Origin of the sequence: Emticicia oligotrophica DSM 17448 (genome assembly GCF_000263195.1) — a bacterium.
Lineage (GTDB): Bacteria > Bacteroidota > Bacteroidia > Cytophagales > Spirosomataceae > Emticicia > Emticicia oligotrophica.
The window spans coordinates 1,493,161-1,509,672 of the sequence record NC_018748.1; the positions used below are offsets into that span (position 1 = coordinate 1,493,161).

Annotated in this window: 13 protein-coding genes and 2 tRNA genes; 4 read left to right on the forward strand and 11 right to left on the reverse strand. The window is 38.9% G+C overall.

Annotation, left to right across the window (positions count from 1 at the left end):
* Positions 1 to 90: 90 nt before the first annotated feature.
* The gene (locus EMTOL_RS06195) at positions 91 to 846 is read right to left on the reverse strand and encodes a TerC family protein (RefSeq protein WP_015028415.1); all 756 of its coding nucleotides are present in this window, start codon (positions 844 to 846) and stop codon (positions 91 to 93) included.
* Positions 847 to 1,202: 356 nt separating this feature from the next.
* Here EMTOL_RS06195 and EMTOL_RS06200 point away from each other — a divergent pair, with 356 nt between their 5' ends.
* On the forward strand, positions 1,203 to 2,669 hold the full coding sequence (locus EMTOL_RS06200; protein WP_015028416.1) for a tagaturonate reductase: 1,467 nt from the start codon (positions 1,203 to 1,205) through the stop codon (positions 2,667 to 2,669).
* A 66-nt stretch (positions 2,670 to 2,735) separates the two neighbouring features.
* Here EMTOL_RS06200 and EMTOL_RS06205 read toward each other — a convergent pair whose 3' ends face one another.
* The 3 genes from EMTOL_RS06205 to uxuA form a co-directional block, all read right to left on the reverse strand.
* Positions 2,736 to 3,404, reverse strand: a complete 669-nt coding sequence (locus EMTOL_RS06205) for a bifunctional 4-hydroxy-2-oxoglutarate aldolase/2-dehydro-3-deoxy-phosphogluconate aldolase (RefSeq protein WP_015028417.1) — start codon at positions 3,402 to 3,404, stop codon at positions 2,736 to 2,738.
* 52 nt (positions 3,405 to 3,456) lie between these two features.
* Positions 3,457 to 4,464: a sugar kinase gene (locus EMTOL_RS06210; protein WP_015028418.1), complete on the reverse strand. Its 1,008-nt coding sequence runs from the start codon at positions 4,462 to 4,464 to the stop codon at positions 3,457 to 3,459.
* A gap of 104 nt (positions 4,465 to 4,568) precedes the next feature.
* Positions 4,569 to 5,759, reverse strand: a complete 1,191-nt coding sequence (gene uxuA / locus EMTOL_RS06215; RefSeq protein WP_015028419.1) for a mannonate dehydratase — start codon at positions 5,757 to 5,759, stop codon at positions 4,569 to 4,571.
* Between the two features lie 266 nt (positions 5,760 to 6,025).
* Here uxuA and EMTOL_RS06220 point away from each other — a divergent pair.
* The 3 genes from EMTOL_RS06220 (at position 6,026) to fusA (ending at position 8,576) form a co-directional block, all read left to right on the forward strand.
* A tRNA-Val gene (locus tag EMTOL_RS06220) sits at positions 6,026 to 6,100 on the forward strand.
* A 35-nt stretch (positions 6,101 to 6,135) separates the two neighbouring features.
* Positions 6,136 to 6,210: transfer RNA gene (locus EMTOL_RS06225), tRNA-Val, on the forward strand.
* A gap of 278 nt (positions 6,211 to 6,488) precedes the next feature.
* Positions 6,489 to 8,576: an elongation factor G gene (fusA, locus tag EMTOL_RS06230; RefSeq protein WP_015028420.1), complete on the forward strand. Its 2,088-nt coding sequence runs from the start codon at positions 6,489 to 6,491 to the stop codon at positions 8,574 to 8,576.
* 84 nt (positions 8,577 to 8,660) lie between these two features.
* Here fusA and pcaF read toward each other — a convergent pair whose 3' ends face one another.
* From pcaF to pcaH, 7 genes are all read right to left on the reverse strand, one after another.
* Positions 8,661 to 9,869, reverse strand: a complete 1,209-nt coding sequence (gene pcaF, locus EMTOL_RS06235; protein ID WP_041693434.1) for a 3-oxoadipyl-CoA thiolase — start codon at positions 9,867 to 9,869, stop codon at positions 8,661 to 8,663.
* Between the two features lie 81 nt (positions 9,870 to 9,950).
* Complete coding sequence (locus EMTOL_RS22090) at positions 9,951 to 11,297, reverse strand: 3-oxoacid CoA-transferase (RefSeq protein WP_015028422.1); 1,347 nt, start codon at positions 11,295 to 11,297, stop codon at positions 9,951 to 9,953.
* Between the two features lie 36 nt (positions 11,298 to 11,333).
* On the reverse strand, positions 11,334 to 12,527 hold the full coding sequence (locus tag EMTOL_RS06245; protein WP_015028423.1) for a 4-hydroxybenzoate 3-monooxygenase: 1,194 nt from the start codon (positions 12,525 to 12,527) through the stop codon (positions 11,334 to 11,336).
* A gap of 62 nt (positions 12,528 to 12,589) precedes the next feature.
* Positions 12,590 to 13,726 (reverse strand): bifunctional 3-oxoadipate enol-lactonase/4-carboxymuconolactone decarboxylase PcaDC, encoded by a 1,137-nt coding sequence (gene pcaDC / locus EMTOL_RS06250; protein WP_015028424.1) that lies wholly within the window; start codon positions 13,724 to 13,726, stop codon positions 12,590 to 12,592.
* A 47-nt stretch (positions 13,727 to 13,773) separates the two neighbouring features.
* Complete coding sequence (gene pcaB, locus EMTOL_RS06255; RefSeq protein ID WP_015028425.1) at positions 13,774 to 15,075, reverse strand: 3-carboxy-cis,cis-muconate cycloisomerase; 1,302 nt, start codon at positions 15,073 to 15,075, stop codon at positions 13,774 to 13,776.
* 89 nt (positions 15,076 to 15,164) lie between these two features.
* Complete coding sequence (gene pcaG, locus EMTOL_RS06260) at positions 15,165 to 15,692, reverse strand: protocatechuate 3,4-dioxygenase subunit alpha (protein WP_015028426.1); 528 nt, start codon at positions 15,690 to 15,692, stop codon at positions 15,165 to 15,167.
* A gap of 79 nt (positions 15,693 to 15,771) precedes the next feature.
* Positions 15,772 to 16,479, reverse strand: coding sequence for a protocatechuate 3,4-dioxygenase subunit beta (gene pcaH / locus EMTOL_RS06265; RefSeq protein WP_015028427.1), 708 nt, complete (start codon positions 16,477 to 16,479; stop codon positions 15,772 to 15,774).
* Positions 16,480 to 16,512 lie beyond the last annotated feature (33 nt).

A 16,512-nucleotide genomic window follows, 5' to 3' on the forward strand; every position in this document is an offset into this window, starting at 1 on the left:
TTTAAATCTAAAAATCTATTACCTATCTTACAAAGCGTCGGCAAGGTTTAAAACCTTGCCGACGCTAAGAGACTATTTTTAACTTATCAATTATTTTATTTCATCGTGTAAATCAACTGGCTTTGAATTTTTACGCATTTTAATGTTAAGACTCTCAACAAGGAACGCAAATGCCATTGAGAAGTAAATGTATCCTTTCGGAACGTGTACCTTGAATGCTTCAGCTACTAACAATGTACCAATCATTACCAAGAATGATAAGGCTAACATTTTCACCGTTGGGTGGCGTTCGACGAATTCACCAACTTTACCAGCAAAGAATAACATGGCAATGGTAGAAAGAACTACCGAAACTGCCATAACTATGATATTATTAGTCATACCGATAGCAGTAATGATTGAGTCGATTGAAAAAACAATATTGATAACTGCAATATCCATAATGGCTTTAGAAAGATTTGAGGCCTTTTTACTTCCACTGATATTTTCTTCGTGCCCCTCTAGTTTTTGGTGGATTTCAGAAGTTGACTTATACAATAAGAACAAACCCCCTATCAGTAAGATGATGTCCTTTCCACTAAATCCTAAATCTATAGGCAAACCCAAATCTTTTAGATTAAATAAGTCGGTTTGAAGACCTAGAATCCAACCCAAGACAAATAATAAGCCGATACGAATGGCCATGGCCATCATCAAGCCTATATTTCGGGCTTTTTGTTGTTCTTGCTTTGGAAGTTTCGAAGAAATAATCGAAACGAAAATAATATTGTCAACCCCGAGTACTATTTCTAAAAGAGTTAAGGTAAAAATACTCGTCAAAGCAGCGGTTGTAAAAATTTGTTCCATTTTGAGGTTTAGTTTTATTAGTTTATGAGGCGAAATTAGACTTTTTCGTCATTTCGACAAAATTCAATCATGATAAACGGAAAATTTCAAGCGGTTCTTCCTTGTGATTTCTTGATGAAATTCTAAATAACCTTTATTTTCCACTGTTCAAATTACTAAATGTGAATAGCCAAACTATTCAATTTTATAATTTTTATTTAATAATTATATCTATCTAAACCTTTCTTGTATGATTATGCCGAAAGATTCAATAAAATCACAAAATAGTATTATAATTTAACTGAATTTTAGTTGATGAAACTTAATAAAGTATCTACTTTTGTTATATTCAAATATTTTATATTTTTTGACTTTTAATGAAACTCTCTAAAGAATTACTGACGGATAGTACAACCCTCCAACTACCTGAAAAAGTCTTACAGTTCGGAACAGGCGTTTTACTTCGTGGGCTTTGCGATTACTTCATAGATAAAGCTAATAAGCAAGGTATTTTCAATGGCCGAATTGTTGTTGTAAAATCAACGGACTCAGGCGGTGCCGATGCGTTTGCTGAGCAAGATAATCTCTACACAATTTGTGTAAGAGGTATCGACCAAGGCGTACCAACCGAAGAAAATATCATAAGCTCTGCTATTAGTCGAGTTCTTTCTGCTCAGTCTCAATGGAACGAAATCCTTGAAACTGCTCAAGACCCTAATATTAAAGTAGTTATTTCAAATACTACTGAAGTTGGTCTTCAGTATGTAGAGGAGAGTATCCGTCAATCGCCACCAAGTTCATTTCCGGCCAAACTTACTGCATGGCTTTATGAGCGTTTTCAAGAAAAACAAGGTGGTGTAGTAATCATACCTACTGAGCTGATTGTTGGAAATGGAGATATTTTGAAGGATTTAGTGCTGAAAATTGCAGCATTTAACCAATTACCAAGTAATTTTATTGAGTGGATTAAAGCAGAAAATACATTCTGTAATTCTTTAGTTGATAGAATCGTTCCGGGTAAACCAAAAGGCGATGCTTTAGCCGAACTTCAAACTAAATTAGGCTATGAAGACGAGCTTTTAGCTGTTGCCGAAACATACAGACTTTGGGCAATTCAGGGTGATGAGAAAGTAAAAGAAGTACTATCTTTTTCGAAAGTCGATGATGGTGTAAAAATCGCTAATAATATTGAGCAATTCCGCGAACTAAAGCTTCGTATGCTTAATGGCACGCACACACTTTTGTGTGGCATGGCCTATCTTTCTGGTTTCCAAACAGTAAAAGAGGCTTTGACAGACGAAACCGTTGAAAAGTTTGTTACAAATTTAATGATGTCTGAGATTGCTCCAGCAATTCCTTATGCCATTGAGCCAAAAGTGGCACAACGATACGGCCGTGATGTTTTAGACAGATTCAGAAATCCGTATCTCGACCACCAATGGATTAGCATTACATTGCAATATACTATGAAAATGCAAATGCGTAATATTCCATTATTACTTAATTATTATAAGGAGTTTAATACCGTCCCTCAATATTTCACTCGTGGATTTGCTGCTTATCTTTTATTTATGAAAGCCGTGAAGGAAGAAAATGGCAAATACTTTGGACAAAAAGAAGGCGAACTTTATCCGATTCAATGTGATTCGGCAAAATATTTTTATGAAGTATGGCAAAATCATAAACCAGCCGAAGTTGTAGATGCTGTATTGGGCAATGAACAACTTTGGGGTTCTGACTTACGCAAACTCAAAGGTTTTGCAGAAAACGTAACGACACACCTCTCAAACATGCTTGTGATTGGTGTTCGTGAAGTGGCTGCAGCCTTGAACGTTTACGCATAGTCGTAACACAATTCTCCGAATTGTGTATATGTTACAATTCGGAGAATTGTGTTACAATAAGTAATATTATTTCAATCCTTGAATTATTTTTAAGGCACTTCCCACAATCTCAGTAACTTTTGCCCAATCTTTGGCAGCTAATACATCTTTAGGCACTAACTGCGAGCCAATCCCAACGGCGGTTGTACCTGCTCCAAACCATAATTTCAAACTCTCTTCGGTTGGCGAAACCCCACCAGTAACCATGATTTGAGCATCGGGCATTGGGCCACCTTTAAGGGCTTTTACAAAACCTGCACCCAAAACATCCCCAGGGAAAATCTTAATAAACTCGGCCCCTGCCACACGAGCATTGTATATTTCAGTAACTGTCATTACACCCGGCATCCACGGAATACCTGCTTCTTGACAAACTTTACCAACCTCCGGATTCATCACTGGAGCTACAATAAAGTTGGTTCCTACTTCAATGTATTTTTGAGCCGTAGCGGCATCATAGATAGTACCTATTCCCAAAATCATTTCGGGCATTTCGGTTTCTGCAATTTTTATGAGTTCAACGAAATTTTTGTATGAATTTTCCGTACGATTCGTAAACTCAAAAACTCTTACGCCCGCTGCATAACACGCACGTAAAACACCCAAACACAATTCTAAATCATTGTGTGTGAAAAGTGGCACTAAACCCGTTGCCGAAACCTGTGCCAAGGTTGTATTTTTATCAAATCTTGCCATTTCTTTATTGTTTTTTAGAACCCTCCCTATCGGGGTGGGCAGGGTGGGGCTTTTATCTTCTCAATCTTCCAGATTTATCTCCGCTCATTACGGCTTCAACTTCTGGAACTGTCACTAAATTTTGGTCACCTTCGATGGTATGTTTCAGAGCTGCTGCTGCCGTACCGAATTTAAGCGATTGTAAATCATCTTTCAATACTATTTGCCCATAAACAAAACCACCCAAGAAAGCATCTCCTGTACCGATGCGGTCAACGATATGAGTAATATCTTGATATTCGGTTTCAATAAGTTCTTCACCATTCCACATTTTTGCGTTGTATTGGTTATGCGAAGCACTTACTTGAATACGGTCAGTATCAATTACTTTTTTTACATTCGGATAATGCTCCATCAAAAGTTTGCACGCTTCTACAAACTTACCCTTTTCAACAGTTACTTTCAGACTAAAAATTTCTTCAATGTTCTTGCGGCTTGCTAAAATAATATCAGAATAAGACGCTAATTCAGGAAGAATTTCTTGTGGGGTTTTGCCGTATTTCCACAAATTACTTCTGTAATAAATATCTGAAGAAACCGTTATACCCATTTTCTTAGCGGTTTTTACTGCCTCTAAACAAGCCTTTGCCGCACCTTCTGAAATAGCAGGCGTAATTCCACACCAATGAAACCAATCTGCTCCTTCAAGAATTTTTTCCCAATCGAACAATTCTGGATTTAACTTCGCAAAAGCCGAATCTGCACGGTCGTACACAATTTGGCTGGCACGCATAACTGCACCTGTTTCTAAGAAAAACGAACCTATTCTATCACCCTCTAAAAAAGCGTGCGAATCGTTTACGCCTAATGCTCGAAGAAAAGCCTTTGCTTTTTGCCCCATTAAGTTATTAGGAAAAACTGTCACATGAGTAGCGTCGAACCCAAACTTCACGAGCGAAGCACCCACATTCATTTCTGTTCCACCGAATGTCACATTAAATGAGGTAGCCTGTTCAAGTTTTTGAAAATTTGGTGTCGAAAGGCGAAGAAGTACTTCACCGAAAGTTACTATTTTTGGCATATTTTATTTATTAATGGGGTTTTGGTTATTGGGAAGTAGTTACAGGAAAACTGGTTTTGTGAACTGCACGGGAAACCTTACATTCTTCCTATAAACAATAACTATTATTCTAATGACCGAGTAATACCAAGCTCTAAACCTCGAAGTTCGGCCAAACCACGCAATCGACCAATAGCAGTATAACCAGGATTTGTCCGCTTCCCAGTGTTCAAATCATCAAGCATTTTATGTCCATGGTCAGGGCGGAATGGCAATCTATAATCTGGGCGACCTTCCGAAATTCTTCTTTTTTGTTCTTTTACCAAAGCTTTCATCACGCCATACATATCTACATCGCCATCTAAGTGGTCAGCCTCGTAGAAATTACCCTCAGCATCACGTTTGGTAGCTCTCAGGTGAACAAAATTAATTCTATCGCCCATACGCTCTACCATTCCTACTAAATCATTATCAGCACGAACGCCATAGCTACCTGTGCAGAAACACAAGCCGTTATATTTACTTTCGACAGCCGCCAATAGTTGTTTTGCATCGGCCTCTGTACTCACTACACGTGGTAAGCCTAAAATCGGATACGGAGGGTCATCTGGGTGAATCGCCAACAACACCCCAGCTTGCTCAGCAACAGGTGTAATTTCTTTCAAGAAAGCATATAGATTCTGACGAAGTTCGGCATCACCTACGTACTTATATGTATCTAAGGTATTTCTAAATTCTTCAATTGTAAAACTTTCTTCACTACCAGGTAAGCCAGCAATGATATTTTTTGTTAGGCGTTGAACATCAGCATCTGAAGCAGACTCAATCCACGCTTTTGCTTTTGCCAACTGAGCTTCGGTATATGATTTTTCAGCACCAATTCGCTTCAAAATATATATTTCGAAAGCACAAAATTCATTCATATCAAATCTTAGAGCTCGTGAGCCATCGGCTACTTCAAAATCTAAATCTGTACGAGTCCAATCTAAAATAGGCATAAAGTTATAGCAAACAGTATCAATTCCACACGCAGCCAAGTTTACTAAGCTTTCTTTGTAGTTTTCTATATACTGCTTATAATTACCCGATGCTTTTTTGATATCTTCATGAATGGGAACACTTTCTACCACCGACCACACTAAACCACTACTCTCTATCAAAGATTTACGAGCTTGTATTTCAGATTTTGTCCAAACCTGTCCATTAGGAATGTGGTGAAGAGCCGAAACAACACCAGTTGCACCAGCTTGTCGAACGTCAGATAAACTTACGGGGTCATTCGGACCAAACCAACGCCATGTTTGCTCAAGAGCCATATTTATAAGGTTGAAAATGAAAGATTCTACAAAAATATAGTTAAGCTAAGAACACTCCAACTAATATTTTGTCAAGAATAAATACTATTTTGATAGTTAGAGTAGTATGTTGTGTCAAAAAATGGCATTTGTATTATACAAATCAAATTTTGGATATAAATTAAACAAGAAAAACAAAAAACTTACTTTTTTTTTAGGTGAATATTTGGAAATAAAAAAAGAGACGTGCATCTTTGCAGTCCCAAACACAAAAGTAGTTTGCACTCGGGAGTTTAGCTCAGCTGGTTCAGAGCATCTGCCTTACAAGCAGAGGGTCAGCGGTTCGAATCCGTTAACTCCCACAAGTTTTTTAAACTTAATTAATATTTTTTGTTTCGGGAGTTTAGCTCAGCTGGTTCAGAGCATCTGCCTTACAAGCAGAGGGTCAGCGGTTCGAATCCGTTAACTCCCACAGAAGCCTCAGAAAATCTGAGGTTTTTTTATTGGTATTTTACTGATATTTCTACACATTTCTCTAAAATTGGGTCATCCTGCTGTCCGCAACAATTTCTTAACACTATCTTACAGCTTCTTTACGAATATTTTTCAAGAAAACTAAGGATTTAACCGAAAAAACGCTTACCTTTGCACCCTAATTTGAAAAGGAGTGTTTTATAGAATTTGATTTTCTGCTTAAATACTTCATTACAAGAGACTTACAAATCAAAAAAATAATTTAAAACAAACAAAATGGCACGCGATTTAAAATTCACAAGAAATATCGGTATTGCTGCCCACATCGACGCAGGTAAAACGACTACTACTGAACGTATTCTTTACTATGCGGGTGTTAGCCACAAAATCGGTGAGGTACACGATGGTGCAGCGACGATGGACTGGATGGAGCAAGAACAAGAAAGAGGTATCACTATCACTTCGGCAGCTACAACTGTAAACTGGGGCTACCGTGGAGATAACTATCACATCAACATCATTGATACTCCAGGTCACGTTGACTTTACTGTAGAGGTAAACCGCTCATTACGTGTATTAGATGGTCTTGTATTTTTATTTAGTGCGGTTGATGGTGTTGAACCACAATCAGAAACTAACTGGCGTTTAGCAAATAACTATAACGTTGCTCGTTTGGGTTTCGTTAACAAAATGGACCGCTCTGGTGCTGATTTCTTGAACGTGTGTAAGCAAGTAAAAGAAATGTTAGGTAGCTACGCTGTGCCATTGCAATTACCTATCGGTTCAGAAGATCAATTCAAAGGCGTAGTTGACTTAATCAACTTCCGTGGTATGATCTGGAATGAGCATGATAAAGGTATGACTTACGAAGTAGTGCCGATTCCAGAAGATATGATGGAAGAAGCTACAGAATATCGTGAGAAATTATTAGAAGCAGTAGCTGAGTTTGATGAGTCTTTGATGGAAAAATACTTCGAAGACCCAGAGTCAATTACTGAAGATGAAATCTTAGCGGCTCTTCGTGAAGCAACTATCGCAATGAAAATCGTTCCGATGCTTTGCGGTTCTTCATTCAAAAATAAAGGTGTACAAACAATGCTTGACCTTGTGATGGCATTATTGCCTTCTCCATTGGATAAGAAAGCAATTGTTGGTACTAACCCTGATACAGGTGCTGAAGTAACTCGTCGTCCATCAGTTGAAGACCCATTTGCTGCCTTGGCGTTTAAAATCGCAACTGACCCTTACGTAGGTCGTTTGTGCTTTATCCGTGCATATTCTGGTGTATTAGAGTCAGGTTCTTATATCTTGAATAACCGTTCAGGAAACAAAGAGCGTATCTCTCGTATCTTCCAAATGCACGCTAACAAACAAAATGCAATTGAGCGTTTGGAAGCTGGTGATATCGGTGCGGTTGTAGGTTTCAAAGATATTAAGACTGGTGACTCATTGTCTGATGAGAAAAACCCAATCGTTCTTGAATCAATGGTATTCCCTGACCCAGTTATCGGTTATGCCATCGAGCCTAAGAAAACAGCTGACCAAGATAACTTCTCTAAAGCTATCACTAAGCTTATCGAAGAAGATCCAACGCTTCAAGTTGAATCTAACGAAGAAACTGGTCAAACTATCATCCGTGGTATGGGTGAGCTTCACCTTGAAATCATCATCGACCGTATGCGTCGTGAGTTTAAAGTAGAAGTAAACCAAGGTGCACCACAGGTTGCTTACAAAGAAACATTGACTAAAGGATTCGAACACCGTGAGGTTTACAAGAAACAATCGGGTGGTCGTGGTAAATTTGCCGATATCGTATTTGAAATCAGTCCACGTGAAGACGGAAAAGCTGGTTTAGAGTTCGTAAACGAAATCGTTGGTGGTGCTATTCCACGTGAATTTATCCCTGCGGTTCAAAAAGGTTTCGAACAAGCGATGTCTAACGGACCATTAGCTGGTTTCCCAGTTGACTCGATGAAAGTTCGTTTATTCCACGGTTCTTACCACGATGTTGACTCTGATTCATTGTCATTCGAGATGGCTGCACGTATGGGCTTCAAAGAGGCTGCACGTCAAGCTGGTCCGAAAATCCTTGAACCAATCATGGCAGTTGAGGTAATTACTCCAGACGAATACACTGGTCCTATCACTGGTGACTTGAACCGTCGTCGTGGTATGATGAAAGGTATGGATACAAAAGCTGGTTCGCAAGTAATCAAAGCTGATGTGCCTCTTTCAGAATTATTCGGTTATGTAACTGACCTTCGTACAATGTCATCTGGTCGTGCAACGGCTAACTTGACATTCTCTCACTACGAAATCGTACCTCAAAACATCGCAGATGGTATTGTTAAGAAAAACGCTTAATTAATACCGAAAACGTAGTTTTAGCAATAAAAAAATCCTCCGTCAGCAATAACGGGGGATTTTTGTTTAAGGGAAGTCAGTATTCTACACTCTTTCAATAATCACGGCGTAGCCCATTCCTACACCTACGCACATTGAAGCCAAAGCATAACGCTTTTTACTTCTAACAAGCTGATTTACAGCCGCTTGAACAATTCTTGTACCTGACATTCCGAGTGGATGGCCGAGAGCAATTGCTCCACCGTTGGGATTGATTCGGGCATCATCATCGGCCAAACCAAGATTTCTTGAAACAGCCAAACATTGAGCCGCAAAGGCTTCGTTAAATTCAATTACATCTATATCATTTAAGGTCAAACCTGCTTTTTGGAGAGCTTTCTGAGTTGCTTCGACTGGCCCAATTCCCATGATACGTGGCTCCACTCCTACTACTGCAGAAGATACGATTCTGGCTTTGGGTGTTAGATTGTATTTTTTTAAAGCTTCTTCTGAAGTGATGAGCATGGCAGCGGCACCATCGTTCAAACCCGCAGCATTTCCTGCCGTAACGGTTCCTCCTTCTTTTTTGAACGCTGGACGAAGCTTCGCTAAGATTTCGAGGGTTGTATTTCCTTTTACAAATTCATCTTTATCAAAAACCGTGATATTTCCTTTTTTATCTGCTATTTCTACCCCTATAATTTCTTCGGCTAAAATGCCATTTTTTTGAGCAGAAAACGCTTTTTGTTGTGAACGAAGAGCAAACAAATCTTGGTCTTCACGACTAATATTATACATTTCTGCCAAATTTTCGGCCGTTATCCCCATAGCATCAGTACCATACAATTTGTGCATTTGTGGATTTACGAAACGCCAACCAAAACTCGAATCGAAAAGTTGAACATCGCCCCCGAAAGGTTTTGAGGATTTACTCATTACCATTGGTCCACGGGTCATGTGTTCCATTCCTCCTGCAATCAAAACATCACCATCATCGGCCTTGATAGCTCGATTGGCATGAATAACTGCCGACATTCCTGAAGAACACAGACGATTAACAGTTTCGCCTGGAACGGTATAAGGTAATCCAGCCAAAAGTAAGGCCATTCGAGCCACATTACGATTATCTTCTCCTGCTTGATTATGGCAACCCAAGATTACATCTTCGATAGATTCGAGTGGAATGTTGGGGTTTCTTTTGATTAATTCTTTGATTGGAATTGCCGCCAAATCATCAGCCCGTACGGGCGATAAACTGCCACCAAAACTACCGATTGGTGTGCGTATGGCATCTATGATATATGATTCTTTCATTATTCGATAACTTTTGGCACGCTGATAACTCTGATGTTCCAACGCTGATTTACAGGGATTTTAGTTCACTAAAATTAATTATTAATCTAACTCAATCTCAAACTTCGCACTAGTTTTAGCCTTTACTTCTTCCAAAGTTGCATTTGGCATGAGACCGATGAGGGTTAATTTACCTGCTGGATAAGCAAAAACTGCCAAATCAGTGATAATCATATCAACCACTCCCGAAGCTGTGAGCGGCAATACACACGACGGAACTATTTTAGGCGAACCATCGGGATTGGTATGGGTCATGGTAATAATAAGCCTTTTTGCCCCTACTGCTAAATCCATCGCCCCACCTACACCTAAAAGTGGTTTGCCCGGAACCGCCCAGTTAGCCAAATTGGCTGCTTCATCACATTCTAAACCACCCATAATAGCCACATCAATATGCCCACCACGAATCATGGCGAATGAATCTGCACTATCGAAATAGCTACTTCCATTAAGGGCTGTTACTGGTATTTTTCCTGCATTTACCGGATAATCCATTGCTCCACCACCATCAGTTGGGACTGGCCCGACACCCAACATACCATTTTCGGTATGTAAGATAATGCCGTGTTCTTCGGTAATTAAATCGGCTACTAATGTCGGTATTCCGATTCCTAAATTCACCACATCGCCTTTTTTCAATTCTTGCAATGCTCTGCGGGCCATATTCATACGAACTTCATCGACTTTCTTTGAAGTAGAAACCGATGCCGACGTACCTAAATCTTCAAGCGTGAGGGTGGCTTGTACTAAATAATCGACATAACAACCTTGGGTATGCACATTTTCGGGAGCAATTTCGCCAACTGGTACAATCTCCTCTACTTCGGCAATGACCAAATCGGCGGCAGTTGCCATAGATTTATTGAAGTTATTTTCAGTCATACGGTATTGAAGATTTCCAGCTGTATCGGCTTTCCATGCACGAATAAATGCTACATTTCCCCTCAAACCTTTGATAAAAACATATTCTTCACCATCAATTATTTTTGTTTCTCTACCTTCGGCAATCTTTGTTCCTGCAGAGGTCTTCGTATAAAAACCGCCAATTCCTGCTCCACCCGCACGAAGAGCTTCGGCAAGCGTACCTTGTGGTAATAATTCGGCTTCAACCAAACCTGCTTGTACTGCTTTCACGGCATTGGGATTTGAGGTAAAGAATGAACCTATCACTTTCTTTAACTGTCCGTTTGCCAAAAGTCTATCACCACCTAAGCCTGGTTCGCCAGTATTATTTCCTATAAATGTAAGGTTTTTAGTACCTATTTCGGCCAAAGCGTGCATTAAATGAACAGGATTACCAGTCATACCAAAGCCACCTTGCAAAAGTGTATCGCCCTCTTTAACCATCGAGGCGGCGGTTTTTAAGTCAACAATAGGAACTTGCTTCATGTTTTTATTTATACAGGTCGAATTTATAATACTTGTTTAATCTTCAAATGTTTCAAAAGGCAATCCCACATAGTTTTCAGCAATGGTTGTGGCGTATGCTTCTGATAATGAAATATACTCGAATTTTGCTTTTTGTAATTGATATTGGAATGAACCATGCTCAGCTTGCTTGTGGAAAAGCGTAGTCATGAAATTCGAGAAATCTTGAGCTCTCCAAATACGTTTTAAGGCAGTTTTTGAATAGTCATCTAAGGACTTCATCGAATTATTCTTGTAAAAATCAGTAAATCCATCTACCAAATGTTTTACATCAGCCACCGCTAAATTTAGGCCTTTTCCACCAGTTGGTGGTACGATATGAGCGGCATCTCCTGCTAAAAACAACCGTCCGTGTTGCATATTATCAATAAAATAACTACGCATCGGCGTAATACTTTTCTCGAAAATAGGACCAGATTTCAATTCCCAACCTTCTGTTCCTAATCGAATAGAGAGTTCTTCCCAAATCTGTTCATCTGTCCAATTATCTACGTGGTCATCATTATCAACTTGAATGTAGAGACGACTTACTTTTTCTGAACGTAAACTATGCAATGCAAACCCCCTTTCGTGATAAGCATAAATCAACTCTTCAGAAGATGGAGCGACATTTGCCAAAATACCTAACCAACTAAACGGATAAGTAACGGTATATTCTTTATAACTATCTTTTGGCATTGACTTACGGCCAAGTCCGTGGAAGCCATCGCAAGCAGCAATAAAATCACATTCAATGATACCTTTTTCACCTTCATGTTCGAAATGTATTTTCGGACTTTGGCTATCAATTCCTTCTAATTCAAGAGCAGGAGCTTCAAAAAGCAAGGTTTCTCCAGTATTTACCCATGCTTCGGTTAAGTCTTTTACGACTTCTTGCTGACCATAAATAGTTATATTTCGTCCATTGGTTAATTTTCCGAAAGGCACACGAATACGTTTTCCATCAAAATTCAGATAGACACCATGATGCTCTTGCCCTTCTCGAACTAATCTATCGGCTAAACCAAGGTTTTTGAATATATCAACCGTATTTTGTTCTAACAAACCAGCACGCACACGAGCCTGTACGTATTCTTGGCTACGATGCTCGATAATGACTGACGAAATACCTTCTTTCTTTAACCAATGGGCCAAAGTAAGCCCAGCAGGCCCAGCACCAATAATTCCGACTTGTGTTTTTATTGTTTTCATATTTTTTGAATTCAATGTAAATTCCTACAGTAGAGCCGTTGCATGCAACATCTCTACGATGTTTATTCATTAATATTTATACCTAATTCTTTAAATACTTCTTCGGCAGCATGAGTAGCTTCATTAGCAGCAGGAAGGCCACAATACAAGGCAGATTGCATGATTACCTCCTTGATTTCATCAACCGTTACACCATTATTGAAGGCTGCTCTTACGTGCATTTTAAATTCAGTTTGACGGTTCAAAGCAATTAGCATCGCCATGGTTATCAAGCTTCTATTGTGCTTTGATAAATTTGGTCGAGTCCAAACTTCACCCCAAGCATAATTTGTAATAAACGATTGAAAATCAGCATTAAAAGAGTTTATTTTACTATTCGCACGATCAACATGAGCGTTTCCTAAAACGGTTCTACGTACGTGCATCCCTTTGTCAAAGGTTGACTGGCCTGTAAAAAAATCAATTAAAACTTTGGCATATTCTTGGGGTAATTCGGTAGCGGCTAAATGTCTGGCATGAAGCACTTTAAGTGTAGCATTTGGAATATTTGCTACTAAAAACTCAGCTTGTTCAACATTCGTAACAGGGTCTTCATCGCCAGTGATTACTAAGGTTTCAACACGCAAGTTTTGAAGCTGATTTCGAAAATCGGCATCACGAATGGCACAACAGCAATTTGAATATCCTTGCACATCGCTACGTAAAAACATGGCGTGGGTTTGGGCAACTCTTTCTGGATTTTGTTTGCGAAAATCTTCGGTAAACCAACGCTCCATCGTGTCATCAACAATAGCTTGCATACCATTCTTGGAAATAGTTTCGATTCGGCCATTCCAACGCTCATCATTGCCAATTTTTGCACCTGTATTGCTCAAAACTATCTTTTTGAAGCGATTGGGATGATTTAGTCCAAGATATTGACCAATCAAACCACCCATCGAAAGACCGCAATAGTAGGCAGTTTCGATATTTAGGTCATCCATTAGGTTGATGATATCTTTTCCTAAAAGCTCGATTGTATATCCCTCCATACTGATATCATTCTTTGAACTTCCATGTCCACGCGTATCGTATTGCAAGACTCTGAAATAAGGTAGTAAGTAGGGTATTAGTTCATCCCACATCATCATTTCCGAACCTAATGAGTTTGAGAAAATCAGTACGGGGCTGTTCGGAGTGCCTTGTATTTTGTAGTTCATATTTTTTATCTTTTACCTTTGTCAAAGTTTTGAACTTTGACAAAGGTTTAATTCAAAATCTCATCAATCATTTCCAAACTATTACCAATTGAGTTTTCGGGTTTGAATAATGCTTCTAAATTGGGTAAATCAATATTCATTTCTTCAAGTATTTCTTTCAAATGTTTTTGCTGCGAAATAGCTGATTTACAGGCCTTTTCAACCAATTCGTGAGCATTAATTTTACCTATTTTTGTAGCTAAAGCCAGCGAAACATTTTCGGCATAAATTAAACCTTTGGTAAGTTCGAGATTGAGTAACATTCGCTGTCTATCTACTTCTAAACTTTCCATTAACTCAATAGCTCGCTCAATACTTCCCGCAGTTAGGAGCATAATTTCGCTTAAAACCTCCCATTCAGCATGCCATAATCCAGCCGAACGCTCATGCTCTTGAGGCATCGCCGAATACAAACTTGCCACCAAATGCGGCACCCTTGCGGCATTAGCAATAATAGCCGCACAAGTAACAGGATTACGTTTGTGTGGCATCGTGCTTGACCCTCCTTTTCCCTCACCAGCTCCTTCGAAAACCTCTGCAATTTCGGTTTGCATAAGCAATGAAATATCCTTCGCCATTTTACCCAATGATTGATTCAGTAAGGCAAAAACCGAAGCCGCCTCAACTAAAGTATCACGATTAGATTGCCAAGAAAAGGCAGGTTTTAAATCTAATATATTGGCCAAACTCAGTTGCACTGACTTTGAAATATTAGCATTCCCACTTCCTACGGCTCCTACTAATTGAAGCATTAAAGCCCGCTTTTGTGTACTTTTTAGGCGGTCTTTACTACGTGAGATACTTTGTAGCCAACCTGCCGTTTTCAGTCCAAATGTAATGGGTCGAGCTTGTTGTAATAATGTTCGGCCAATCATCAATGTTTCTCGATGTTTTTTCGTGAGGTCGGTAAGAAGTTCTTGAAGGATTACTAATTTATCGTTGAGCCAGTACCAATATTCCTGCATTTGCAAAACAGTAGCAGTATCAACCACATCTTGGCTAGTTGCTCCTAAATGCACATACTTCGATGCCTCAACATCGTTATTTTTTACGATTCGAGTGAGCTGCTTTACCAAAGGAATAGCGGCATTCCCCCCTAATTTTATTTCGGATTTGAGCTTATCAATATCTATAAAATCGACTTGACAACAAGTATCAATAATTTCGGCCGATTGCAAAGGAATAATATCATTCTCAGCTTGAGCAAGAGCCAAAGCTCCTTCAAAACGCAACATTTGGGCAATTGTTTGGCGTTCGGAGAGAAGGTTATTTATATCCTTTGAATAAAAATACTCGGAGTATAAAGACATTTTTAATTTACGATTTTTGATTTACGATTTACGAATGTAAAGCACCTTTCGAATAAACTTTTCGTCAATCGTAAGCTCGTCATTACATTTTATACTTCAAAAAATACAGTTTCATTTTCGCCTTGCATATAAATATTAAATTCATATTGCAATGATGAGATTTGTTGGGCAATTAGTGTATGTTTTCTATCAGCAGGAACAAGGTTTAATACCTCATCAGTTGCGTTAAGCTCATTTTCATCAGAAAAATAAATACGCGTGTATGAATGAATCAACTGACCACGCATGAAAACAATTACCGACAAATACGGAGCTTGTCCGTTGTACGATTTTGGCTTGACAGTACTAAAAATAAAGCGATTCTCAGCATCCGTTCCCGTACCAAAGCGACCAAAAAGTTGCTTTTCGCCATCATTCTGCCAAATTTCAATCATGGCATCTGGAATCACAACGCCATTTCCATCGAAAACTTTACCAATAATCGTGATAGCATTTTCAACTTCAAAAGTCTTAACCATCTGGTTACCAACTAATTGCTTGAAATCATATAAATATTGCTCAGGCGTGAGACCATAAGCAAAATATGGCCCGACGGTTTGTGAGGGAGTTTGTTTCATTTTGATTTACGATTTGCGAATGACGATTTTACGATTCAAAAATTGACTTTATAAACTATCATTCTTATGATTATCATTTTTACAAATTTTCAAAAGGGGTAGCATTATTGCCTCTCAATACAAAGTCAAAGCGATAGGCTAAGGCAAAACTTTCTTCGGTGTTTTCTAAATCAAACTTAGAAATCAACAAATCACGGCCTTTGGGTGGTACACCCAAGAAAATCGGGTCGTATTGCAAAAGTGGGTCGCCCGGAAAATACATTTGAGTAACCAAACGATTTGTAATATTTGCCCCAAACAATGAAAAATGTATATGATTCGGACGCCAAGCATTATAGTGATTTCCCCACGGATACGCCCCTGGCTTTATGGTATAAAACTTATAATTTCCGTCTTTGTCGGTCATACAACGCCCTGCTCCTAAGAAATTTGGGTCAAGTGGAGCATCGTGCTGGTCAACTTTATGCACATAACGTCCACAAGAATTTGCTTGCCAAATTTCGATAAGTGTATTTGGTACTGGTTGTCCGTTTTCGTTGACAACTTTACCAAAAACCTTGATTCTCTCGCCTAAAGGTTCACCATTTTTGATAGAATTTTTTGTAAGGTCATGATCGAGTGGACCTAAATTAAAATCTCCGAAAACTGGGCCAGTTAACTCCGAAAGCGATTGTTTGATAACCACCAAAGGCTTAGTTGGAGCTCTGAGAATCGTTGATTTATAATCTGGAAATAGTTTTGGAGGATGAACTTCCAAATCTAGGGGGTTGTAGATGATGTTGCTCATTGATCGAATATTTTTTAACAAAAGTATTGTATT